The organism is Alteromonas gracilis (assembly GCF_043642145.1).
GTDB lineage: Bacteria > Pseudomonadota > Gammaproteobacteria > Enterobacterales > Alteromonadaceae > Alteromonas > Alteromonas gracilis_B.
Genome location: NZ_JBHZRZ010000001.1, coordinates 841,988 through 864,316, shown reverse-complemented (window position 1 = coordinate 864,316; position 22,329 = coordinate 841,988). Strand labels below are relative to the sequence as shown.

23 protein-coding genes and 1 tRNA gene are annotated in these 22,329 nt (G+C 44.6%); 21 read left to right on the top strand and 3 right to left on the bottom strand.

Features of this window, described 5'->3' with window-relative positions; all coding sequences use genetic code 11:
* Positions 1–275: 275 nt before the first annotated feature.
* Entirely contained in the window at positions 276–1,076 is an 801-nt protein-coding gene (locus ACHUFN_RS03750; RefSeq protein WP_394220957.1) for a response regulator, read from the bottom strand.
* Between the two features lie 60 nt (positions 1,077–1,136).
* Positions 1,137–1,469, bottom strand: a complete 333-nt coding sequence (yciH, locus tag ACHUFN_RS03745; protein ID WP_394220956.1) for a stress response translation initiation inhibitor YciH — start codon at positions 1,467–1,469, stop codon at positions 1,137–1,139.
* 171 nt (positions 1,470–1,640) lie between these two features.
* Between yciH and ACHUFN_RS03740 the strand changes: the two genes are divergently transcribed.
* From ACHUFN_RS03740 to ACHUFN_RS03705, 8 genes are all read left to right on the top strand, one after another.
* On the top strand, positions 1,641–1,946 hold the full coding sequence (locus ACHUFN_RS03740; RefSeq protein ID WP_394220955.1) for an STAS domain-containing protein: 306 nt from the start codon (positions 1,641–1,643) through the stop codon (positions 1,944–1,946).
* A 30-nt stretch (positions 1,947–1,976) separates the two neighbouring features.
* Complete coding sequence (locus ACHUFN_RS03735) at positions 1,977–3,656, top strand: ATP-binding SpoIIE family protein phosphatase (RefSeq protein ID WP_394220954.1); 1,680 nt, start codon at positions 1,977–1,979, stop codon at positions 3,654–3,656.
* A 189-nt stretch (positions 3,657–3,845) separates the two neighbouring features.
* Positions 3,846–4,295, top strand: coding sequence for a tellurite resistance TerB family protein (locus ACHUFN_RS03730; RefSeq protein WP_394220953.1), 450 nt, complete (start codon positions 3,846–3,848; stop codon positions 4,293–4,295).
* 172 nt (positions 4,296–4,467) lie between these two features.
* Positions 4,468–6,540 (top strand): EAL domain-containing protein, encoded by a 2,073-nt coding sequence (locus ACHUFN_RS03725; protein WP_394220952.1) that lies wholly within the window; start codon positions 4,468–4,470, stop codon positions 6,538–6,540.
* A gap of 301 nt (positions 6,541–6,841) precedes the next feature.
* Positions 6,842–7,123, top strand: coding sequence for an EF-hand domain-containing protein (locus tag ACHUFN_RS03720; RefSeq protein WP_394220951.1), 282 nt, complete (start codon positions 6,842–6,844; stop codon positions 7,121–7,123).
* A gap of 64 nt (positions 7,124–7,187) precedes the next feature.
* Positions 7,188–8,585, top strand: a complete 1,398-nt coding sequence (locus tag ACHUFN_RS03715) for a sensor histidine kinase (protein WP_394220950.1) — start codon at positions 7,188–7,190, stop codon at positions 8,583–8,585.
* 2 nt (positions 8,586–8,587) lie between these two features.
* The gene (locus tag ACHUFN_RS03710) at positions 8,588–9,172 is read left to right on the top strand and encodes a hypothetical protein (protein ID WP_394220949.1); all 585 of its coding nucleotides are present in this window, start codon (positions 8,588–8,590) and stop codon (positions 9,170–9,172) included.
* Positions 9,169–10,509 carry a sigma 54-interacting transcriptional regulator gene (locus tag ACHUFN_RS03705; RefSeq protein WP_394220948.1) on the top strand — a complete coding sequence of 447 codons (1,341 nt, stop codon included), beginning with the start codon at positions 9,169–9,171 and terminating at the stop codon, positions 10,507–10,509. The genes ACHUFN_RS03710 and ACHUFN_RS03705 overlap by 4 nt, the downstream gene beginning before the upstream one ends.
* A gap of 101 nt (positions 10,510–10,610) precedes the next feature.
* Here the strand turns inward: ACHUFN_RS03705 and ACHUFN_RS03700 are convergent, their stop codons facing one another.
* A complete protein-coding gene (locus tag ACHUFN_RS03700) occupies positions 10,611–11,519 on the bottom strand; it encodes a DUF72 domain-containing protein (protein ID WP_394220947.1) in 909 nt (302 codons plus the stop codon).
* 198 nt (positions 11,520–11,717) lie between these two features.
* On the opposite strand from ACHUFN_RS03700, the gene aspS reads away from it, so the two are divergent.
* The 13 genes from aspS (at position 11,718) to ACHUFN_RS03635 (ending at position 22,303) form a co-directional block, all read left to right on the top strand.
* Positions 11,718–13,478, top strand: a complete 1,761-nt coding sequence (aspS, locus tag ACHUFN_RS03695; protein ID WP_394220946.1) for an aspartate--tRNA ligase — start codon at positions 11,718–11,720, stop codon at positions 13,476–13,478.
* A 3-nt stretch (positions 13,479–13,481) separates the two neighbouring features.
* Entirely contained in the window at positions 13,482–13,922 is a 441-nt protein-coding gene (gene nudB, locus ACHUFN_RS03690; RefSeq protein ID WP_394220945.1) for a dihydroneopterin triphosphate diphosphatase, read from the top strand.
* Complete coding sequence (ruvC, locus tag ACHUFN_RS03685; RefSeq protein ID WP_394220944.1) at positions 13,922–14,440, top strand: crossover junction endodeoxyribonuclease RuvC; 519 nt, start codon at positions 13,922–13,924, stop codon at positions 14,438–14,440. Before nudB ends, ruvC begins: the two co-directional genes overlap by 1 nt.
* Before the next feature lie 36 nt (positions 14,441–14,476).
* Complete coding sequence (gene ruvA / locus ACHUFN_RS03680; protein ID WP_394220943.1) at positions 14,477–15,097, top strand: Holliday junction branch migration protein RuvA; 621 nt, start codon at positions 14,477–14,479, stop codon at positions 15,095–15,097.
* Positions 15,098–15,165: 68 nt separating this feature from the next.
* Positions 15,166–16,170 (top strand): Holliday junction branch migration DNA helicase RuvB, encoded by a 1,005-nt coding sequence (gene ruvB / locus ACHUFN_RS03675; protein ID WP_394220942.1) that lies wholly within the window; start codon positions 15,166–15,168, stop codon positions 16,168–16,170.
* Between the two features lie 585 nt (positions 16,171–16,755).
* Complete coding sequence (gene ybgC / locus ACHUFN_RS03670) at positions 16,756–17,154, top strand: tol-pal system-associated acyl-CoA thioesterase (RefSeq protein ID WP_394220941.1); 399 nt, start codon at positions 16,756–16,758, stop codon at positions 17,152–17,154.
* Positions 17,144–17,836 (top strand): protein TolQ, encoded by a 693-nt coding sequence (gene tolQ, locus ACHUFN_RS03665; RefSeq protein WP_394220940.1) that lies wholly within the window; start codon positions 17,144–17,146, stop codon positions 17,834–17,836. Before ybgC ends, tolQ begins: the two co-directional genes overlap by 11 nt.
* Before the next feature lie 29 nt (positions 17,837–17,865).
* Positions 17,866–18,285 (top strand): protein TolR, encoded by a 420-nt coding sequence (tolR, locus tag ACHUFN_RS03660; RefSeq protein WP_394220939.1) that lies wholly within the window; start codon positions 17,866–17,868, stop codon positions 18,283–18,285.
* A 7-nt stretch (positions 18,286–18,292) separates the two neighbouring features.
* Complete coding sequence (gene tolA / locus ACHUFN_RS03655; protein ID WP_394220938.1) at positions 18,293–19,174, top strand: cell envelope integrity protein TolA; 882 nt, start codon at positions 18,293–18,295, stop codon at positions 19,172–19,174.
* 4 nt (positions 19,175–19,178) lie between these two features.
* Positions 19,179–20,534: a Tol-Pal system beta propeller repeat protein TolB gene (tolB, locus tag ACHUFN_RS03650; RefSeq protein WP_394220937.1), complete on the top strand. Its 1,356-nt coding sequence runs from the start codon at positions 19,179–19,181 to the stop codon at positions 20,532–20,534.
* A 40-nt stretch (positions 20,535–20,574) separates the two neighbouring features.
* The gene (gene pal / locus ACHUFN_RS03645; protein WP_394220936.1) at positions 20,575–21,141 is read left to right on the top strand and encodes a peptidoglycan-associated lipoprotein Pal; all 567 of its coding nucleotides are present in this window, start codon (positions 20,575–20,577) and stop codon (positions 21,139–21,141) included.
* Positions 21,141–21,935 (top strand): tol-pal system protein YbgF, encoded by a 795-nt coding sequence (ybgF, locus tag ACHUFN_RS03640; RefSeq protein ID WP_394220935.1) that lies wholly within the window; start codon positions 21,141–21,143, stop codon positions 21,933–21,935. The genes pal and ybgF overlap by 1 nt, the downstream gene beginning before the upstream one ends.
* Positions 21,936–22,227: 292 nt before the next feature.
* Positions 22,228–22,303 (top strand) — tRNA-Lys (locus ACHUFN_RS03635).
* Positions 22,304–22,329: the final 26 nt, after the last annotated feature.

The window sequence follows — 22,329 nt, the reverse complement described above, 5'->3', positions numbered from 1 at the left end:
TGTATGTTGTACACTCATGTGTGTCAACCCATTTTTACAATTTGCATGGCTGTTTTTTGTCTAGCAGGGCTTGAAAAAGAAATAAAAATGATATTAACGAAAAATAAGAAGCGCAGTGTTATGTCGAGAAGAAGCGAGAAAGGTGAGTTTTATGTGTCGTAACAGGCAGTCTTTAGCGAAAAGTAGCAAAGCATCCAGAGGGTGTTCACTGCTTTTAAAATCGCATCGGCTAATAGACTGCCTCTATTTTAGAACTTAAAGCGTTGCGTTTACGTTTAATTGCCTAAAAGAGCAGACAGCATTTGTCTTACTTCGTTTGGCTCAAACGGTTTATCGCACAGCGCGTTTACACCTGTTTGCTGAATATTAGCCATGTGTGCGCTATCGGCTGCCTCAGATGTAACCATGATGATAGGAATGTGCGTGGTTTCTGGGTTAAAGCGAATAAACTCAGAAAGCTCTCTTCCATCCATTTCAGGCATGTTGTAATCGGTAACGACTAAATCGAAAGGCTCGTCTTTTATAAAGGTTAACGCCATTGCGCCATTTTCAGCTTCTTTAATACGCTGAAGCCCCATGCCTTCCAAAACACGTCTAATGTGGTTACGCGCTAATTTACTGTCATCGACAAGAAGTACACGAACGTCGTTAACGTCAAACAGCTCTAATTCAAGTTCATCATGATTAATTAAATCGAGGCTTGCATTTAGGGCACGAGACAAGTGCAGCGGCTCAAAGGGTTTAGGCAGAATAGCGGCAACGCCAGCCTGTTTAAATTCTTCTAATTTGCTCAGGCGATTCTCGCTTGAAACTAGCATGAAGGGAATGGTTTTAAATTCATCATCTTCTTTAATAAATTTAAGCAGCTCTAACGCCGTTCCATCTTCGTAATACATAGCGCTAACGATAAGGTCAGCGCCGTGTGCTTTTACCGCAGAACGAGCTTCGGAAAGGGTACTGACAGGGTCAATTTCCTTAACGTGTTCTTTTAACAATAATGTGGTGATGATCTTCCTTTGAGTATCAGAAGGTTCAACTAAAATAATATGTAAATCAGAAATTGACAGCTTTTCCATTTCAGACTCTTTTTGTTATATGTTTATGAAAAAGTGAGGGCTCGCTAGCATAACGAATAACTAGCCCCCTGCAAGCTTAACTTTAAAACCTTTGTCGGTAAGTAGGGTGCGTAACTTTTCTCTATCGTCAGTTTGCACTTCTATAACACCGTCTTTCACCGCACCGCCACAGCCGCATTTTTTCTTCAGTTCAGAACCAAGCTTTTTGAGTTCGTCGGCTGCAAGGTCTAACCCCTTAATGAGCGAAACACCCTTTCCTTTTCTACCTTTCGTTTCTCGATGAATGCGGACAATACCGTCAGAAGACGTTGAGCGCTGTTGCTCTTTGGGTTCAGGCTTTATTTTGCCGCTTTCGGTGCTGTAAACCAAAAGTGCGTCTTGCCAGTCTTGCATAAATACCTCAATAATTTGCGTCTTTCTATCATTAATGCGATAAAAACAGCGTGACCATACCAAAGTTTAAAATGACTTTGATGGCGATGTGTAAAAGTTCAACTAGTATAAGAATAGCAAAGTTAAAAGCATGTGATGAAGCATTTCTACGTACATTTTTAAGGAGCGAATATGGAAATAACGTCTAGCTACCAAAATCAGGGGAAAGCATTGGTCATCGACGTAGGTACGAAATTCGATTTTAGTAAAGTTGAAGATTTCAGAAATGCTTATGGCGAACTGAATTCGAACGTTGACCACATCACCATAGATTTGTCTCGTACTGAGTATATGGATAGCTCAGCGTTGGGTATGTTATTGAACATGCAAAAAGCACTGGCAGACTTAGAGTTGTCGTACAGCATTGAAAATGCTCGTCCACAGGTAGCAAAGATTCTGAAGATATCTCGGTTTGATAAAAAATTCGACATTAAATAACTAACTTTAGGCGCTATCGAAGAGATATTTGTGAAAATTCTCATAGTTGATGACGAAGCAATCAACCGCACATTGCTCACTAATATGCTCCATAATGCAGGTTATGATGAGTGTATAGAAGCGGTAGACGGCGTTGAAGCTATAAAGCAGTTTACTGAAGAAAAGCCCGATCTGGTTTTACTGGATGTTGTGATGCCAGGTCTTTCAGGCTTCGATGTTGCACCAAAAATACGTCAGTTAGCCAGTGGGCCCTATCTACCCATACTTTTCATTACAGCACTTGAAGACAAAGAAAGCTTAGTTCGATGTCTTGAGGTTGGGGGTAATGATTTTGCCACCAAGCCCTTTGATCGCCATATTCTCGTCGCAAAAATTCGGGCGCACCTACAAATACGTACGCTTAGCCTACATGTAGAGCAACAAAATAAGACACTGCGTATTTTCAACCAGAGAGTGGCAAGAGAGCATGCCATTGTAGAGCACATATTTAGTAACGCTATTGTAAACCGGCCAGAGGTCATGTCTCACTTTGATTGCTTTTTAAAGCCTGCCGAAACGTTTAATGGCGACCTTTTCTTGTGTGAGTCTAGTCCTAGTGGAGGAATCTATTTTGTAGTGGGCGATTTTACAGGTCACGGACTTGCATCTGCCATTGGCGCATTGCCCGTTACTAGAGCATTTCAAGAGCTTAGCCAGCAAGGTGTATCTATTGCAGAAATCATTTCTGAACTCAATAGAATTTTACTCAAGTTTTTACCCAGTGACATGTTTATGGCTGCTATTGTGGGAGAGATTAATGCGGGCGGAAATCGCATTAGCTTCTGGCAAGGGGGAATGCCCGCGGTCATCGTTCCTGGCAGAACAGACATGGCAACGCGATTAATACCCGCCCGTCACATGGCACTTGGTATTTTAGACGAGCACGAACTGAATACCGATTGCGACACTATTCAGCTAGGCATCAATGAGCAAATGGTTATATGCAGCGATGGCCTCATTGAGAGCGAAAACCACGACGGGGAAATGCTGTTAGAAGAAGGGCTTATCGATATTGTTAAAAACCAAATGCACAACTACGGGAGAATAGACGCTTATTCTCTGTTTCTGCGCATTCAAGAGCGGTCAGCATCTTCTACGTTTCACGATGATGTGTCATTGGTAGTGTTCACTTCTAAGCCCATCAATGTTCCCACAGCTAAAAAGCTGGAAGCAGGGTTGCCCTCTGTGCATGAAGTTGCGCTAGAAGCAGAGCATCTCAAGCAAACTGATATTCTTCAACGAGTACTGCAGATAGCCGGGCAATGTGAAGGCATCCAAAGTATTCGCTCCATTATGTATACCGTGCTTTCTGAGCTGTTCAACAATGCATTGGAGCACGGTATTTTACAGTTAGACTCGAAGCTAAAAGCGCAGGGTAAAGGGTTTCACGAATACTATGAAAAACGAGAAGCTTCATTAAAGGCACTGAGCCACGGAAGAATAAAAGTTCGAATTGAATCGCTGCCAACAGAAGGGAAGGTATTGATAGCGGTTGAAGACAGTGGCAAAGGCTTCGAATGGAGTAAAATGAAACAGGTCAGGAAGGGGCAGACAGCTCACGAAGAATGTTATGGCAGAGGACTGCCACTCCTTCACGCTTTGTGCGAACGCGTTTGGTTCGAAAATGGGGGGAGCAAAGTTTCCTGTTTACTTAACACGCAAGAAAGCTAGCCGCTAGGATAGGTTAAGCACTTCTTTTAGTTTTTTATTGGTCTATTAATTCTGCGGTGGATTCTTTGGGGCTCTGTCGAGCTTTTTTGCTGATTAATCGGAATTCGCTTTTATCATGTAGAAGTTAAAGCATTATTCATTTTCACATGCTGTAGATGCACAGTGGCATTACGATTAAATAGAGGTCCCATGCTTAAATCCTTCCTAAAGCTTTTCGAAGACACACAGAAGCGCACCGAGCCTGCATACACTTTAGAACTTGCAACAGCAGCCTTACTAAGTGAAATTGTAAACGCAGATAATGAAGTAACCGAAGATGAAAGAGCTGAATATGAGAAGCAGCTTAGAAAACATGTCAGTGTAGATGATGACGCGATGTCGCTTTTACTCAAAAGAGGCCACGAGACAGCCGATGACGCTGTAGACCTTGTGCAATTTACGCAAGTGCTCAACAAGCACTGCAGTGCCGAAGAACGAAAAGATATTGTAAAAAGCCTGTGGGCAATAGCTTACGCCGACGAATCGCTAGCACCTCTGGAAGAGAGTACTATTCGTCAAATTGCAGATTTACTGTATTTACCGCACAGCCAATACATAAAAACTAAGCTAGAAGTATTGGAGGGGGCTAAAAGCGAATAATCATTAATTGGCATTAAACGTTCTTTTGGTTAAAAAATGGATTTAAATTTCTCGACCCGTACCTTACTATTGCAGCAAACAAGAATAATAGATAAGCGGTGACGGCGCTGGTTACAAGCCAATGGTATCACTTGCTTACAACAGCATGCAGTACTGAAGTAAGGGTAGTTGAGTGTTTAGAACGTTGAAAATTCCTATTGGGCTTGTCATCGCATTGACAATGACAATGCTGGCGCTTTCGGTCGTTACAGTTAATAAATTAGCGCACAATGCTTCAGCGATTGACGTGGTGGAAGAGAGCACCGCCACTTTGAGTAACTCTCTGTCATTGCAGTTATCTGCAGTTATGGAAAGAAACCCCGGCGATAACGCGTTGTTTGTATCGCTTTTCCAACCCATAAAAGTGCACAACAACCTACTCTCAGCAACGCTTTACGACAACGATTATCAGGTCATTTCAACGATTACGCCTGATAAGCTGAAAACGTTAACCGACGAGTCTGTGCCCCAAAATCCTGAAGAAATTCCGTTTGGCATTACACAGTATGATGACGTCATTACCGCCCATCAAGTCGTCGGTAGTAGTCTGTATCCTCTAGGGCACGTTGTAATTTACATCGATATTGAAAACGTTGAATCTCTGAGTGCTAAAAAACAGTTGCTCAAGCAACTACCCATCATTCTAGTGGTGTGGGTTTTGTCTACAGTCCTTTGTGTTTTTATTCTATTTCGCTTGGTCTCTCCGTTAAGCTCACTTGAACAATTTACTCAAGAAGTGTTCGAGTCAAAAGATTACGCACTGCGTAGCCCTTTAAACTCATCGAATGAAATTGGTCAGCTGGCAAACAATATTAATAGCTTGCTGGATACTATCGAAGTGGAACTTTTAATTAACTTTGAGCAAAAGCAAACTTTATTGGATCAGCAAGAGACCATGTCTCGACTTGCAAACTTCGATAGTTTAACCGGTTTGCCGAATAGGCAGTTCGTGCTTGATAACCTGAGACTTGAGTTGGCCAGGGCGAAGAGAAACGACGAAGACTTATTGTTGCTCTTTTTCGATTTAGACGGCTTTAAAGGAATCAATGACTCTCTTGGGCATGAAACCGGTGACCTCATCCTTATCGAGGTAGCTGATCGCGTGCAATGCTTACTTCGTGACGGTGATCTCTTCGCAAGATTAGGAGGCGATGAGTTTTTAGTGCTTCCAGATAGAGATGTGTCGACGGAACAAGCGCAGAGCTTGGCAACGCGATTAATTACGGCTTTTGATGAACCGTTTGAGCTTCGCGGTTTATCCCTTACTGTGGGATTAAGTGTAGGTATTGCAACTGCGTCTGACGCAGGCTATGACCTTAGTGAGCTTATGAGTAATGCCGATCTCGCAATGTATCGCTCGAAGGCACGTGGCAGAGGAAGTTACACGCTATTTACCCCTGACATGGTTGAATCTCATAAACGAAAACTTCACTTGGCCAATGGTATTGAGCAGGGGTTAAACAACGATGAGTTTGTTGTCTACTATCAAGTGAAGGTGAACAATAACGGAGACGTGATTGGTGTTGAAGCGTTAATCCGTTGGCAGCATCCTGAGTTTGGCCTTGTAATGCCTAACGAGTTTATCCCTATCGCAGAGCAAGGTGGTAAAATTACCGCTATTACTCAATGGGTAATAAAACGCGTGTGTATTGATATGCCAGAATTAAAGCAGTGGGCATCTTCACCTTTTAGAGCGTCTATCAATTTGTCGGGCCACGACCTGCGAAGTTCACAGTTGTTTGATTACATCTACAACACGTTTAAACTTTACGATATAAACCCTAAAAACATTGAGTTCGAAGTGACGGAAAGTGCGTACTTGGAAAATTTTGCGCTCTCCAACAAGTTTTTCAGACGCATAGGGAATATGGGGTGTGCGATTGCCCTTGATGACTTCGGCACAGGCTATTCTTCGTTAAGTTACCTCACCCAGATAAATATAGACACTTTGAAGGTCGACCGACAGTTCGTTATGGAAATTCAATCTTCAGAACGAAGTCGCTTAGTTACCGGCGCAATTATCGATTTGGCCAAGCGGTTGTCGCTGTCTGTATGTGCAGAAGGAATAGAAAACCTAGAGCAATGGAATTATCTCATTGAGCATGGTTGTGACAACGTTCAAGGGTTTATGTTTAGCAAGCCCATTCCCCTATCTGAATTGGTTACTTCACCTTACCATTACAATGCGAGTAGCTTCGCTTCGTAGAAGCTACTTTTTCGCCCGCCAAACATTAGACTATAGCTTTTCAACGTAGTGTTTCTTTTTTGCAACACAGTGTGTAACTACCTGTGATGTACAACCCATGAGATTTTCATTTCTTTTTGATATTAATGGGTTTTTTAGTGTTGGTCTAAAAATCGCATATGAAGATTGAATGCAATTATGATAGTGGTTAATTGAAGACTAGTGGTAGTATCCATGAGCTTAGCGGCGACATTGCCAAATGTACTATGTTGCTTAGCAAAGCAAATTGAGAAGGATTTTATAAGCATTTAGCGGAGGATTCATGATGAAACGTCTCGAAAAAGTTTTCTTAGCACTTTGTGCTGTTGCGGCAGTGCAGGCCATTTCAATAGTAGATGCGTATGCATCGCCCGCGCGCTCTTTGTTGCAGCAATTGGACACAGATAAAGACGGTCTTATTTCACTTAAAGAGGCAGTGAGGCACACAGGTTTACTGCGTAACTTTGGGCTGATTGACGACAACGAAGATGGCAAACTGTCAGAAGCCGAACTGGCGAAAAGCAAGCTGACGCCTGGCAATGAAACGCTCACAGCAAGTGAGTAGATAGAAAAATATAAAAAGCGATGAGGGTAAGGTTCTGATAAACAAGGTTTCGTTTGGTGAGCGCTTGGTTCAGCTTGGTTCACTAAGGCAGTTAACGTTAGGTAGTTTTGTACTTGCCCTTATCCCTCTTATTGCTCTGTTGTGGCAAAGTCAAAGTGACTTAGCCAAAGTAGGGCAAATGACAACGTTAGAAACACGATTTGTGGTAGACGTTGTTAGCGATATGCAGCGCCTCGATAATGCGGTTGTTGACGTTGAGCGAAGTATTCGTCAATTCGCCGTTCTTAGAAATGATCAAGTCGCCGCTCTTTCCGATAATGCGTTAGAACAATTTGCCGTAGCCGCAGATAATCTATGCCAAGCACTTTCAGTTCCCTCTACTTGTACGCGCCTATCAGAGCAATTAAATCAATTAGCAGAATATCGGGCAATAGAAGACCAACTGCTACTAAATGCCTATTTGGCGTCGGTTGGCAGTAGCGTTGATCAGCTTAGAGATGATGTAGAAGCGGCGATAAACGAACGGGCTAAAGTTCAGCAAGAAGATTTGACTGCAATGCAAGCAAAGCAGGCATGGTCTACGGCAATGCTGGTAAGTGTCTCGCTGCTTCTTATTCTGTTTGGTAGCCAGTTAATTGTTAACCCTGTAAACAACCTTAAAAAGATCATTAGGATCATGGCTCATAGCGATGGGCAACTTCCTCCTTTGTCTCGCCAAGCGCCACGAGAGTTAATTGATGTTGAGAAGGACTTACATTGGCTTTACGACCGCTTACAGCAACTAGAGCACATTAGAACCGCATTGCTTAGACACGCTGCGCACGAGCTGAAGACGCCACTGGCTAGCATCAAAGAGGGCTGCAGTTTGCTTTCTGAGAACGTGGTAGGTGAGCTTAACAATGGTCAACGTGAAGTGTTAACGCTGTTAAGTGCCAGTACTCAACGATTAAACACATTGGTTGAAAAGTTGCTCGATTACAATTTGTTGTTACAACAGGCACAACCCAAAATGGTCAAATGTGACGTGTCGAAGTTAGTTTCTGCCTGCCTTGAAGATTACGCACTTGCTATTCAAGACAGAGAAGTCGACGTGAAAATCACAACTCCTGAAGTGCGAGTGGATGAAGAACTTTTCAGAAGAATATTGGATAATTTGGTGTCTAATGCGGTGGCCCATGGTGCAATTGGAAGGCCGATAAACATTAGTCTTTATAACGAAAACGATAATCTTGTACTGGATGTTGCCAATCGTGGCAAACGTATTGCGCCAGAATCTGTGCATACGTTATTTGAACCTTTCATCCGAGGAACCGAGCCAAGAAATGATAACGTTATTGGAACGGGTTTAGGGCTATCAATTGTTGCCGATTGCGCTCGACTAATGCATGGTGATGTACGTGTTGTAGATGTAGACTATGCCGATGTTTGCTTTAGAGTGACCATTGGGCAACAGGAAAAGTAAAAATGAGAATAAGTGGTTTAATTGTCGCCTTGCTGGTACTGACAGGATGTCAGAGTTTATCCAGAAATAACGACAGTTCTGGTGGGGCTGAAACAGCAGCACCTGTAGCTAAAATAGAGCGCGACCTATGTTTGTTTGAAGAGCCTCCTCAAGGCTTCGAGCACAATTGTGATGCAGCTTATTGGTTGAATGCATGGATAGCTGCGGCTAATCAACCCTGGATTGAACGTAAGCAAACGATAAAAGACCTTGAAGATTCAGCCTTCGATACGTTGCACGCTTACCTGCTTACTTTACCCTCCGACTCACCATATCAGGATAGACTTCGCGCTCAGCTAGCGCTTAATGAGATCGCTGGTGCGTTTACTCCACTTGCACAAGAAGTGGTAAAGGTAATTGCAGGGGAACAAAACAATCAGCTAATGCAGTTAGAGTCTGCCTTGGTGGTGCTTGAGCAAGAAAATACATCTCGTGGAGAAAGAATTAAATCGCTTGAAAAAGAAGCGGTGAATTTACGCAAAAAACTAGAAGAATTGTTGCAAATTGAAGCAACACTGATGGATAAAAACAGGAGTACGCAACAGTGAGCGAGAAGGCGAATAATAACCCTAACTTATTGTTGGTTGATGATGATAAAAGCTTATTGCGCTTATTAACTATTCGCCTAGAAGGTGAAGGATATCACGTGACCGCTGTGGAAGACGGTCAGTCAGCGCTACGAAAACTGCAAAACGACAACTACGATGTTGTGCTTAGCGACTTGCGTATGCCGGGCCTAGATGGCTTGAGTCTTTTCGAAGAAATTATGGGAATTAGAAAGGATATTCCGGTCATTCTTATGACAGCTCATGGCACAATTGCCGATGCAGTTGCGGCCACGCAAAGAGGCGTATTCGGATTTCTACCAAAACCTGTCGACCACGATGAGCTACGCACGCTGCTTCAAAAAGCGTTAAGTCAGTCTCAAGCCGCGCAGCCGGGAGACTGGGCGAAAGACATTATTACGCGCTCTCCTGAAATGCTTAACGTATTGGACCAAGCATTTCGAATAGCGCAACGCGAAGTGTCTGTGCTGATAAGCGGAGCAAGCGGTACGGGAAAAGAGCTACTTGCCAATGCAATCCACAAAGCCAGTAATCGCAGCGATAAGCCTTTTGTTGCTATCAACTGCGGGGCACTGCCTGAAAACTTGCTTGAATCAGAATTATTCGGGCACGCAAAAGGCGCATTCACTGGCGCGGTAGCAGCACACCCGGGGTTATTTAGAGAAGCCGACGGCGGCACGCTGTTTTTAGATGAAATTGGCGATATGCCAATGACGCTTCAAGTGAAGCTATTGCGTGCGTTACAAGAGCGTCAAATTCGCCCAGTGGGTAGCAGCAAACACGTAGATATTGATGTACGTATTATTTCTGCGACGCACAAAGATTTGCACAAGGAAATGGAAGAGGGCACGTTCCGCGAAGATTTGTATTACCGCCTTAACGTGGTAAACCTAAAACTTCCTTCGCTGAAATCGCGAAGCGAAGATATTCCGCTTCTGGCTCGTTCACTGTTACAGCAAAGTGCGCAGCGCCATGGTGTTAATGTAAGTCAGTTCTCTGATGATGCTATGCAACAGCTAGTGACCTCATCTTGGCCGGGGAACGTACGCCAGTTAGTAAACGTGGTTGAGCAATGTGTCGCGTTAACCCAAACTCCGGTTATCCCGCTCCACTTGGTTGAGCAGGCGCTTTCTGCAACAAGACAAAGCTGGCCTACGCTTACTGAAGCGCGAGATGCCTTCGAGCAGCAGTATTTACACAAGTTGCTAAAAATGACCGATGGTAATGTGACAAGAGCCGCTGAGCTTGCCGGTAGAAATCGCACCGACATGCACAAATTGATGAAGAAACATGAATTGGATGCAGCTGATTTCAGATAAGTTGAATTCAGCTTGTCGGCCACACCATAATGGCAGTTTTCGTATAGCGTTAAATTACTGAAAAATTAATAAAACGCACATCAAATGATGTGCGTTTTTGATCAAAACAGGCTGTCTTGTTCAGGCTGTGTTTTAATCGCTAGGTCAGGCAGCGCGGTCAAGGAGGGCGGTGTATGCGATGATTCTGTTAGTCTTACATCGTTATACAAATCAATAAACTGTTGCGCCAACCAAGGCGCGTCTTTGTTATCTGGGCGATGACAAAAGAAATACACATCTTTTCCTTCATTTTGCCATTGCTGCACTTTTTTAACCCAAGGCGTTAGACAGCGAAGGTTATCGTTATCTTCATCATTTCCTACAAAGCGCACTACGGGCGCGTTGCCAGAGGCTATCACATTCACAGGCACTCTTGGTTTCTTGTCTCTAACTTCAGATAAAAGCACATTGTTGCAAGGGCCTGTGAACAGTGCCCTCGTATCCATAATGATACGGTTGGCTTTGTGGCGAATTAACAGCTGATTTAATGCCTTCTCTTCGCTTCCTTTGGCGAAAAACGCCAAGTGGCGTACTTCAACCGCTACATTTAAATGCTTCGGAAGCGCGGTTAAAAAGCTATCGAGGACAGGAAGTTTTTCAGGCCCGAAAGAGGCGGGAAGTTGCAGCATCATAACCCCAAGCTTTTCTTTCAGCGGGCTTAACAGCGAAAGTTGCTGTGCAACCTCTTCATCACAATGCTGTAATTGATGCACATGAGTAATGTTTTGGTGAAACTTAAAGCTAAATCGAAAATGTTCAGGTACGGAATCGCACCATCGCGCTACAGCATCTTCGTGGGGAAGAGAGTAAAACGTGGTATTCCCCTCAACTGTATTACACTCCTTGGCATACAGCGACAGTCCATTATCAGACTTGGGATAATTGGCAAACCACGTGCCTGGCCAATGGCTGTGTTGCCACATTGGCAAACCAATGTAGAGATTTCCTTGCGATATGGCGGAATTGTGCATATTTGTCATTGGGCTTTATCAAGCATTTGTTTATACTATGCGGCCTTTAAATCATTACATTATGCAAGTAGTGGGTGGGCCAGCTAATTGGCCGGCAATTTTACGCGATTTTCGGCAAACTCTTAAGCCAAAAGTTTAGCGGTTTTGAACGCCATTCACTGCAAGAGAAGCAAGAAAATATATCAGGGGTCAAGGACCATGCGCACAGATTACTGTGGGAATATCGATTCATCATACATTGGACAAGAAGTTACCCTTTGCGGGTGGGTTAATAAACGTCGCGATTTAGGCGGTGTAATTTTCATCGACTTACGTGACCGCGAAGGTATCGTACAAGTGGTGTTCGACCCTGACTTACCAGACGTGCTATCTGTGGCTAACACGCTGCGAGGTGAATTCTGCGTAAAGTTAACGGGTAAAGTACGTGCGCGCCCTGAAGGTCAAGTTAATAAAGACATGCGTACAGGTGAAATTGAGATCCTAGGTACTGGCCTTGAAGTGATCAACAAGTCTGACGTGCTTCCGCTAGACTGGAACCAAGAAAACTCAGAAGAGCAGCGCCTTCGCTATCGTTACTTAGACCTTCGTCGTCCTGTCATGAGCCAGCGCCTTCAGTTTCGTGCAAAAGTAACAGGTGCAGTACGCCGCTTCCTAGAAGAAGAAGGTTTTCTTGATATTGAAACACCTATTCTTACTAAGGCAACGCCAGAAGGAGCACGTGACTACCTAGTGCCAAGCCGCACGCACAAAGGCGAGTTCTTTGCACTTCCGCAGTCGCCACAGCTTTTCAAGCAGCTTCTGATGATGTCGGGCATGGACCGTTACTATCAAATCGTTAAGTGCTTCCGCGATGAAGACTTACGTGCTGATCGCCAGCCAGAATTTACCCAAATCGATATCGAGACCACGTTCTTAGACGCCGACGGCGTAATGTCTATTACCGAGCGCATGATCCGCGACTTGTTCAACAAAATGCTAAACGTTGACCTTGGCGACTTCCCGCGCATGACATATAAAGAAGCCATGACCCGTTTTGGTAGCGACAAGCCAGACTTGCGTAACCCGTTAGAGCTGACAGACGTTGCTGACTTACTTGCTAACGTTGACTTTAAAGTATTCAGCGGCCCGGCAAACGACCCGAAAGGTCGCGTTGCGGCTATTCGCGTACCAGGCGGCGCGTCACTTTCGCGTAAGCAAATTGATGAATACACCAAATTCGTGGGTATTTACGGCGCGAAAGGGTTAGCGTGGATTAAAGTTAACGACGCGCAAGCAGGGCTTGAAGGTCTACAGTCACCAATCCTTAAATTCCTATCTGAAGACATCACTAACGCCATGCTAGAGCGCACTGGCGCACAAAGTGGCGATATTCTATTGTTCGGTGCAGACAGCTACACTGTGGTCACCGAAGCGATGGGCGCACTTCGTCTTAAGCTTGGTGAAGACTTTGAGCTTCTTGAAGGCGAGTGGAAACCACTTTGGGTTGTTGATTTCCCAATGTTTGAAGAATTTGACGGTCAGCTTCACGCTATTCACCATCCGTTCACTGCGCCACGTGGTCTAACGCCAGAAGAACTTAAAGCTAACCCAGCTGAAGCCTTATCTGACGCTTACGATATGGTATTGAATGGTGTTGAATTAGGCGGTGGTTCTGTACGTATTCACAATGAAGACATGCAGTCTACGGTATTCAACATTCTAGGCATCGACGATGAAGAAGCGAAGAACAAGTTTGGCTTCTTGCTTGACGCACTGCGCTTTGGTGCGCCGCCGCATGCGGGCCTTGCGTTTGGTCTAGATCGCCTAGTAATGCTTATGACTGGCGCAACGTCTATTCGTGACGTGATGGCATTCCCGAAAACGACCACAGCGGCTTGTCCGTTAACGTCTGCACCTAGCCCTGCAAATCCACAGCAGCTTGAAGAGCTAGCTATTGCAACGGTGAAAAAGCAATCGTAATTTATGGCGTATAAGAAGCCTGAATCTGCACTGGTAGTGTTGTATGACCAACACTACCGAGTGCTGCTTTTACAGCGACAAGACGACCCCACCTTTTGGCAGTCGGTAACAGGCGCGTTGGAAGAGGGCGAGTTACCTTTAGAAACAGCATATCGTGAAGTGTGCGAAGAAATTGGCATCGATGCTAAAGCACACGGGTTTGTAGTTAACAACCACGATAAGCAAAACCAATATGAAATTCGTAGCCGCTGGCTACATCGTTATCCTCCTGGCACTGTGCACAACACAGAACACGTATTTTCCCTTCAAATAAACAGCGATTTACCCATTGTTTTAACAGAACATTTGCAGTACGAGTGGGTGTCGAAAGACGAAGCACTCACGCGTTTGTGGTCTCCATCCAATAAAGAAGCGGTATCTTTGTTTGTACCGAGTGTGCCTTAATGGTTATACTGGGTATAGATCCAGGTTCTAGGGTCACAGGCTACGGTTTAATTGCACGCAAGCAAGGTAAACTGGTGTATGTAGCAAGTGGATGTATCCGCGTTGGAACGGCAGATTTGCCTTCTCGCCTTGCTAATATCTTTACCGGGGTTGGCGATATTATTCGTCAATATAAACCTGATCAGTTTGCTATTGAGCAAGTATTTATGGCGAAAAACCCTGATTCAGCGCTGAAGCTTGGTCAGGCTAGAGGTGCCGCTATTGTGGCAGCCACGCAAGCGCAACTTCCTGTTGCTGAATACAGCGCAAGGCAAATTAAGCAGTCGGTAGTAGGAAAAGGTGGCGCAGATAAAACGCAAGTTCAGCACATGGTTAAACACCTGCTGAATTTAAATGGCACACCCCAGGCCGATGCTGCCGATGCATTAGCCGTTGCCTTGTGCCATGCACACACCGAACAGAGCCTGATAAACATGGCAGGGCAAGCCCGAAAAACCGTTCGTGGTCGTTTGCGCTAATACTGCTCGAAGCTCACGCTTTTACAGAGATAATTCATGATTGGACGAATTCGCGGTACGTTGGCTGAAAAACAGCCACCAGAAATTCTTGTAGATGTAGTCGGTGTTGGCTACGAAATTCACATGCCTATGACCAGTTTCTACCAGCTTCCTGCTGTGGGTGAAGAAGTGGTGGTTTACACACACTTTGTGGTTCGTGAAGATGCCCAGTTGCTGTTTGGTTTTGCTGATAAAATGGAAAGAGGCCTGTTTCGCGAGCTTATTAAAGCCAATGGTGTAGGACCGAAATTAGGCCTAGCCATATTATCAGGCATGTCGGCAGGCCAATTTTTAGCTAGCGTTCAAAATGAAGATGTATCTGCACTTGTCAGCCTACCGGGTATAGGTAAGAAAACCGCAGAGCGTTTAGTGGTTGAACTGAAAGACCGATTGGCTAAGTTTGGCAAAGCACAAAGCATTGCTGTTCCGCCCCCAAGCGGCGACTTGTTATCCACCAATACCATTGTTGAAGTGAACGACGCCCGTGAAGAAGCGCAAAGCGCGCTTATAGCGCTAGGTTATAAACCAGCGCAGGCAAGTAAGCTTGTCGACAGCGTATATAATGAGGGTATGGAAAGCGAAGCCCTTATTCGCGAATCATTAAAAGCAGCCATATAATGGCGCTTAACGAGGACAGCCACCCTTGGTCGGACTGTCTTCACGTTACCGTTTAAAGTAGAACTATCATGATTGAAGCCGACAGACTGATTACGCCTGAAGCTAGCACCGAAGACGAGGTTATTGACCGCGCCATTCGCCCTAAAATGCTGGAAGACTATACGGGGCAGCCTCACGTATGTGAGCAAATGGAAATTTTTATTCAAGCTGCGCGTAATCGCGACGATGCGTTAGATCATCTACTTATTTTCGGTCCGCCAGGACTTGGTAAAACCACGCTTGCGAATATTGTGGCAAATGAAATGGGCGTGAACATTAAAACCACGTCAGGCCCTGTGCTTGAGAAAGCCGGCGACTTGGCTGCACTGCTTACCAACCTTGAGCGCAACGATGTATTGTTCATCGACGAAATACATCGATTAAGCCCGGTGGTTGAAGAAATTCTTTACCCTGCCATGGAAGACTATCAGCTTGATATTATGATAGGCGAGGGGCCTGCAGCTCGTTCAATTAAATTAGATCTTCCCCCTTTTACTTTGGTGGGTGCAACCACACGAGCAGGGTCGTTAACGTCGCCATTGCGCGACCGTTTCGGTATTGTGCAGCGCCTTGAGTTCTACAACGTGAAAGACCTCACCAGCATTGTGTCAAGAAGTGCAAGCTATCTTAATTTAGAAATGAACGAGGAAGGTGCGCAAGAAGTGGCACGTCGCTCGCGGGGCACGCCTCGTATAGCGAATCGCTTATTACGTCGTGTGCGCGACTACGCAGAAATAAAAGCCGACGGCACGGTAGGCGCAGAAATGGCGGCAAAAGCACTTGATATGCTAGACGTAGACAAAGAAGGGTTCGATTACATGGACCGCAAATTGCTTAACGCTATCATCGAAAAGTTTGATGGTGGGCCAGTAGGCCTAGACAATTTAGCGGCAGCCATTGGTGAAGAGAAAGAAACCATAGAGGACGTGATTGAACCGTTTCTTATTCAACAGGGTTTTTTACAGCGCACGCCACGCGGTCGCATTGTGTCTCAGCGCGCTTATCTTCACTTTGGTTTTACAACGTCTGAATAACTTATCGAGCTATATAAACGCCACAGAAAAAGTCTTAAAGGCCTAGCGGTAAGCTGGGCTTTTTTCGTATTTCTGGGCGATAACGATTTACTACTCAGGTTTTTCAAAAATGAGTAGAGGGTGATGTTTGCCCAAGCGTAATGCGTTAAGTTAAGTGATTTGACGTTTAATGACTTTGCATAAACAGAACGCTGAGTTTTATCGTGAAATGAAGTGTATAGAATGAAAGGCAAAAAAAAGCCCGCTCAGAGAGCGGGCTAAAACAACAAGTGTTGAAGGAAATAAATCCAGGGAACTCATGTCTAACAGGAGAATGTCTCTTGCATGACCGTGCTTAGCACCATCACGCTCTGTACGACTGATGCTGTGCATTATAGGGAGAGCAGAAAAAACCACAATTGAGTAAAATTGTGATTTTAGATTAGAAAAACTAATGTGTTAACTGGGTGTTTAATATTGGTATAATTTTGTTTAAGACTTAACGTGTATAGGGTTTATAGCGTATTTTAAATATGCATCTTGTCGCGTAAATCCGTTAAGTTAACCTTGTTTTGGATTATTAAATTTTAAGGTGAAGGAATAGTTATGCATTTACATCAGGTAAGAGTGTATTACGAAGATACTGACGCAGGCGGTATTGTGTACTACGCGAACTACCTAAAGTTCATGGAGCGAGCCCGTACAGAGTGGCTTCGCGAGTTGGGTTTTGAGCAAGACTCGCTAATGGAACAATCTATCGCTTTTGTCGTCAAACACGTTGAAATGCATAACTATGCGCCCGCGCGGTTCAATCAACTGTTGAGTATTGAAACTCGCGTTGTAGAATTGAAAGGCGCTAGTATGACGTTTCAACAAATTATTAAAAATGAACAAGGCGTTACGTTGGTATCGGGAGATATCAAGGTTGCCTGCGTCGATTTGGCCGTAATGAAGCCAAAAAGATTACCACGTACTTTGTTAGGGGAAATTTCGCGTGTCATCTGATCTCACTTTTATTGGCTTGTTTTTGCAAGCAAGTTTTATTGTTCAATTAGTTATGCTTTTGCTATTGAGTGTGTCAATAGCATCGTGGACATTCATATTTCAACGCAGTAAAGCACTTTCCGCCGCGCGTAATGAAATGCGTCAGTTCGAGGATAAGTTTTGGTCAGGGGCTGATCTAAATCGCCTTTATCAAGAATTGTCGGCCAGAAACAATTTAACCGGCATAGGCAGTATATTTTGTTCGGGCTTCAAAGAGTTTGTACGTCTACGTAAATCAAATACGGCTACCAATGGCATTGTTGACGGTACCTACCGAGCAATGCGTGTGTCTATGTCTCGTCAAGTTGAAGAACTAGAAAGTCGATTACCCTTTTTAGCCACAGCGGGTTCAATTAGCCCTTACATCGGCTTATTTGGAACGGTATGGGGCATCATGAATGCCTTCATCGCGTTGGGTAAGGTGCAGCAAGCAACCTTAGCGATGGTTGCGCCCGGTATTGCAGAAGCGCTGATTGCAACTGCTATCGGCTTATTTGCAGCCATACCAGCCGTTATTGCCTACAACCGTTTTAGCCACCAAGTTGAAAAGCTAGAAAATAGCTATGGTAACTTTATGGAAGAGTTCTCTGCAATTCTTCAACGCCAAGCGGTTGCTGCGCAAGCACAACAACAACAAGCCTAAGCGTTTACATTCCAAACGGAGGACTTGTTATGTATGTAAGAAAACGCCGCAGGCCGGTATCAGAAATAAACGTAGTACCTTATATTGATGTTATGTTGGTGCTGCTTATTATCTTTATGGTAACGGCGCCGCTTATTTCTCAAGGGGTGAAAGTAGACTTGCCTAAAGCAAGTGCGAACCCTATTGAACAAGAAGATACACCGCCTATTATTGCTTCAGTTGACGTAAAGGGGCGCTACTTCCTTAACGTTGGAAACGACCAAGAGTCACCAATAAGCGAAGATGAGCTTGGTGCAATTGTGAAAGCTCAACTAACCAAAGAGCCGAATACGCCTGTTGTGGTGAAAGGCGATGGTGAAGTTGCGTATAACGAAGTCATTCAATTAATGGTGCTATTACAGCAAGCTGGTGTGCCTTCAGTAGGGTTAATGACCGATCCGGTTGAGTAAAAAAGATATGTCGAAACCTGAAGTGTCGAAAAGCTCTGACTCTCGTGATGCTGCTTCAAATGTAAGCGGCAAACCCTCTGTGATAGCTAAGGGTAAAAAAGAAAGTAAGCTAACGCCTGAGCAACTTGGCTTATATAAGTCGTTAGGGCTTCATGCGTTTCTTGCTTTGCTGTTGCTTATTAGCGTCAGTTTTTCTCCAGACCCTTTGCCAAGTCTTCCCTCAAATGCGCCCGTTATACAAGCCACTTTTATTGATGCGCAAGCCATTGCGGACCAAAAGCGAGCACAAGCTCAGGCTGAAGCGCAAGCGCGAGCCGAAGAGCAGGAAAAGCAGAGAAAAGCGGAAGCAGCAGCTGAGAAAAAACGCCAGCAACAGTTAGCTGCCAAGCGCGCAAAGGAGAAGCGCGAAGCCCAGGCTGCTGAAGCGAGGCGTCAAAAAGAATTGGAGCGTTTAGCGGCACAAAAAGAAAAAGAGCGTAAAGAACGCGAAGCAAAGGCTAAGGCTGAAGCAGAGCGTAAGAAAAAAGAAGCGGCTGAGCGCGCCGAGATGGAAAGGATCATGCAAGAGCAACTTGCTCAAGAGCAAGCCGCTCAGCAAGAACGTAGACGAAAACAGGTGCTTACTGAGGTAGAGCGCTATACCGCGCTTATTCAGCAAACCATTAAACGCAATTTGTATGCAGACGACAGTTTCAAAGGTAAGACATGTCGATTGAATATTCGATTAGCGACGACTGGGTTTGTGACTAGTATTCGTGTGCTAGGTGGGAATGACGCGTTGTGTAGAGCTGCCGAAAGTGCGGTTCGTAGAGCGGACAAGCTACCAGTGTCAGAGGCACCTGACGTTTACGAGAAGTTAAAAGACATTACTTTAAAAGTGGAACTATAGTGGTATGAAAAAACTAGGTTTATGGATAGCGCTTATAACGATGGCGTTTAGTGCCAAAGTGTTTGCATCCTTAGAAATTGTGATAACCGAAGGCGTAGATAGTGCTCGTCCAATCGGTGTTGTGCCATTTAAATGGAAAGGGCAGGGCAGTATGCCAGGTGATATTTCCAAAGTGGTAATGGCAGACTTGATGCGCAGCGGAAAGTTCAACCCGGTATCTGTCGATAAAATGCCACAGTACCCTGAAACGGCTGAAAAGGTGTCTTACACTGCGTGGTCGACGTTAGGCGTAGACACTGTTCTTGTAGGTAGCATAGAGCCTCAAGGTGGTGATCGCTATCTTGTTTCCTATGAATTAATTGATGTTCTTAAAGGTCAGATAGACAACGGTCAATCTAAAGTCCTTAAAAATGGCAGCTTAGTTACTAGCAACGATCATATTCTAGTAGCTCGTCAAGCCGCTATTAATGGCCGAGATTTTCGTCAGTATGCGCATCGAATTAGCGACATAGTGTATGAAAAATTAACCGGTGTTCGCGGGGCATTTCTCACAAAAATTGCGTATGTTATTGTGCGCGACCGCGATACAATAGAAAAACCGTATCAATTAGTGATTGCTGATTACGACGGCGAGAACGAAACGCGTCTTTTATCATCGCCTGAACCATTGATGTCACCCGTGTGGTCGCCAGATGGCGAAAGGCTCGCATATGTAAGCTTTGAGAATCGCAGACCGCAGATATTTATCCAAAACATTTATACCAGTGAACGTACACGTATCACAGATTTCCCTGGAATAAATAGTAGCCCGGTGTTTTCACCAGATGGCAAGCAACTTGCAATGGTTCTGTCGAAAGATGGAAACCCTGAACTCTATGTGATGGACTTAGCGACTAAAAATCTTCGCCGAGTAACTCGAAATAGAGCGATTGATACGGAGCCAGCGTGGTTACCAGACGGCAGTGGTTTAATATTTAGCTCTGAACGGGGTGGTAAACCCCAGATATATAGCGTAAATTTAAATTCTGGGAAAGTAAGGCGAGTTACCTACGTAGGTGAACAGAACCTTGGCGCAACAATTTCTCCTGACGGCCAGCAAATGATCATGGTTAATCAAACCAATGGGAATTATCATATTGCGAAGCAGTCTATGGACGGTGGCTCACCGCAAGTACTAACACGGACGTACTTAGATGAATCACCAAGTGTAGCGCCGAACGGAAGCATGATTATATACAGCACCCTTCATGAGGGAACCCAAGTGTTGTCTTTGGTTTCGCTTGACGGGCGTTTTAAAGCTAGGTTACCAGCAGCCAATGGGCAAGTTAAATCGCCAAGTTGGTCACCATTTTTGTTCTAACAATTTAACGACTAAACAATAAAATTTAAGGATTAGTAGGATGCAAATGAATAAAGTGATGAAGAGCTTCATTATCGCATTGCCAGTAGTGACAATGATGGCATGTTCTTCAGGCCCTAGCGAAGAAGAATTGGCAGCAGAACGTAACCGTTTAGCGCAAGAGCAAGCGGCGGCTGAAGCAGAAGCTCGCGAAGCTGAAGCGCAACGCGTTAAAGCAGAAGCTGCTCAGCGTATGAAGCGCCAAGAAGAAATGGTTCAGCAAGAAATGGAAGCGTTGAAAAACGAACAAACCGTTTATTTCGACTTTGACCGTTCAAGCATTAAACCAGAGTTCCAACGCATTCTAGACAAACACGCGTCATTCTTGGTTAAAAACCCAAGCATGAAAGTAACGATTGAAGGTCATACTGACAGTCGTGGTACGCCAGAGTACAACATTGCACTAGGTGAGCGTCGTGCACAGTCTGTTGAAACCTACCTACTTAATGCTGGTGTAAGCAGCAGCCAAGTAACGGTAGTTTCATACGGTGAAGAAAAACCAGCAGTGATGGGTTCTACTGAGTATGCATTTGCTCAAAACCGTCGCGGAGTGGTTGTTTACCGCTAATGACTATTCTAGCGAATAAGACATTAAAAATGGGCGTCACGTTATGTGCCGCCCTTGCTGTTTCTACCGCATTCGCGCAAGCGCCTGTAATAGACGCTAATGGCGGCAGCGAATTAGAGCAACGCATTGTTGTGCTAGAACGCATTGTTAAAAGCCGAACGGAAATGCAGCATAGGCTGCAAGCTCAGTTGGATAACATGCAAATGGAAGTCGACCAGCTTCGCGGTGCGGTTGAAGTGAATACCAACGAGCTTCAAAAAGTACTTGAGCGTCAGCGCGAGCTTTATCTTGAAATAGATAAGCGTGTAGAAGCCCTTAAGCAAAGTGGTGCGCTACAAGGTAGTGCAATGCCAAGTGCAGGTGTTGATGCGGGCTCTGTAAGCTCACCGTCGGTTTCAACACCTACACAAGCACCTCAAGCAGGTGAAGATGAAGCGTATGAAAGTGCGGTTAATCTTATTTTGAAGTCTCGCGAGTACGATAAAGCCATTCCTGCATTCCAATCGTTCATTTCACGCTTTCCTAATAGCAGTTATGCGCCGAATGCGCATTACTGGTTAGGGCAACTGTTGTTTAATAAGCAGCAGTGGAGCGAGGCAAGTGAACAATTCAACATTGTAGCTAATCGCTTTACCGATTCAGCCAAGCGTCCTGACGCCTTGTTAAAACTTGGTGTTATTGCTGAGCGAACGGGAGACAGTGCATCAGCAAGACAATTGCTGCAACAAGTTGTAAATGAATATCCAGATTCTTCGGCAAGACGCCTTGCTGAATCTCGATTAAATAACTTGTAATTAACAAAGCCTCTTTTAAAGAGGCTTTTTTATGAGTTACGCAAAATATTTTTCTTAAAAATTCTATTTAGGCTGCGTAATTCTTCTGCACCAAATCTTCCTCTGTTTCGTAGAAATTCGACTAAACTCAATTAGCATTGGTATAAATACCCAGCGATTTGTTTTCATTTTGACCGTTTAGTCGTAATTTGACAGAAAAATGAAAATAAAAGGACGTTATGGGTTGCGTCGAATAAAAATCTGAGTATTATATGCCGCCGTTGCCAAGACACAGGCAACAACGGGAAAGAAAGGGTCGTTAGCTCAGTTGGTAGAGCAGTTGACTTTTAATCAATTGGTCGCTGGTTCGAATCCAGCACGACCCACCACTTTCTCTCCTAGTGTCAAATGATGG

Excerpts from the sequence above, each read along its gene's own strand:
- ruvC (WP_394220944.1), top strand. The coding sequence starts at position 13,922 with ATGGTTATACTGGGTATAGATCCAGGTTCTAGGGTCACAGGCTACGGT.
- ACHUFN_RS03750 (WP_394220957.1), bottom strand. The coding sequence starts at position 1,076 with ATGGAAAAGCTGTCAATTTCTGATTTACATATTATTTTAGTTGAACCT.
- tolA (WP_394220938.1), top strand. The coding sequence starts at position 18,293 with ATGTCGAAACCTGAAGTGTCGAAAAGCTCTGACTCTCGTGATGCTGCT.
- ACHUFN_RS03740 (WP_394220955.1), top strand. The coding sequence starts at position 1,641 with ATGGAAATAACGTCTAGCTACCAAAATCAGGGGAAAGCATTGGTCATC.
- ACHUFN_RS03720 (WP_394220951.1), top strand. The coding sequence starts at position 6,842 with ATGATGAAACGTCTCGAAAAAGTTTTCTTAGCACTTTGTGCTGTTGCG.
- tolB (WP_394220937.1), top strand. The coding sequence starts at position 19,179 with ATGAAAAAACTAGGTTTATGGATAGCGCTTATAACGATGGCGTTTAGT.
- ACHUFN_RS03710 (WP_394220949.1), top strand. The coding sequence starts at position 8,588 with ATGAGAATAAGTGGTTTAATTGTCGCCTTGCTGGTACTGACAGGATGT.
- ACHUFN_RS03730 (WP_394220953.1), top strand. The coding sequence starts at position 3,846 with ATGCTTAAATCCTTCCTAAAGCTTTTCGAAGACACACAGAAGCGCACC.
- aspS (WP_394220946.1), top strand. The coding sequence starts at position 11,718 with ATGCGCACAGATTACTGTGGGAATATCGATTCATCATACATTGGACAA.
- nudB (WP_394220945.1), top strand. The coding sequence starts at position 13,482 with ATGGCGTATAAGAAGCCTGAATCTGCACTGGTAGTGTTGTATGACCAA.
- ybgC (WP_394220941.1), top strand. The coding sequence starts at position 16,756 with ATGCATTTACATCAGGTAAGAGTGTATTACGAAGATACTGACGCAGGC.
- ybgF (WP_394220935.1), top strand. The coding sequence starts at position 21,141 with ATGACTATTCTAGCGAATAAGACATTAAAAATGGGCGTCACGTTATGT.
- yciH (WP_394220956.1), bottom strand. The coding sequence starts at position 1,469 with ATGCAAGACTGGCAAGACGCACTTTTGGTTTACAGCACCGAAAGCGGC.
- tolR (WP_394220939.1), top strand. The coding sequence starts at position 17,866 with ATGTATGTAAGAAAACGCCGCAGGCCGGTATCAGAAATAAACGTAGTA.
- ACHUFN_RS03700 (WP_394220947.1), bottom strand. The coding sequence starts at position 11,519 with ATGCACAATTCCGCCATATCGCAAGGAAATCTCTACATTGGTTTGCCA.
- pal (WP_394220936.1), top strand. The coding sequence starts at position 20,575 with ATGCAAATGAATAAAGTGATGAAGAGCTTCATTATCGCATTGCCAGTA.
- ruvA (WP_394220943.1), top strand. The coding sequence starts at position 14,477 with ATGATTGGACGAATTCGCGGTACGTTGGCTGAAAAACAGCCACCAGAA.
- ruvB (WP_394220942.1), top strand. The coding sequence starts at position 15,166 with ATGATTGAAGCCGACAGACTGATTACGCCTGAAGCTAGCACCGAAGAC.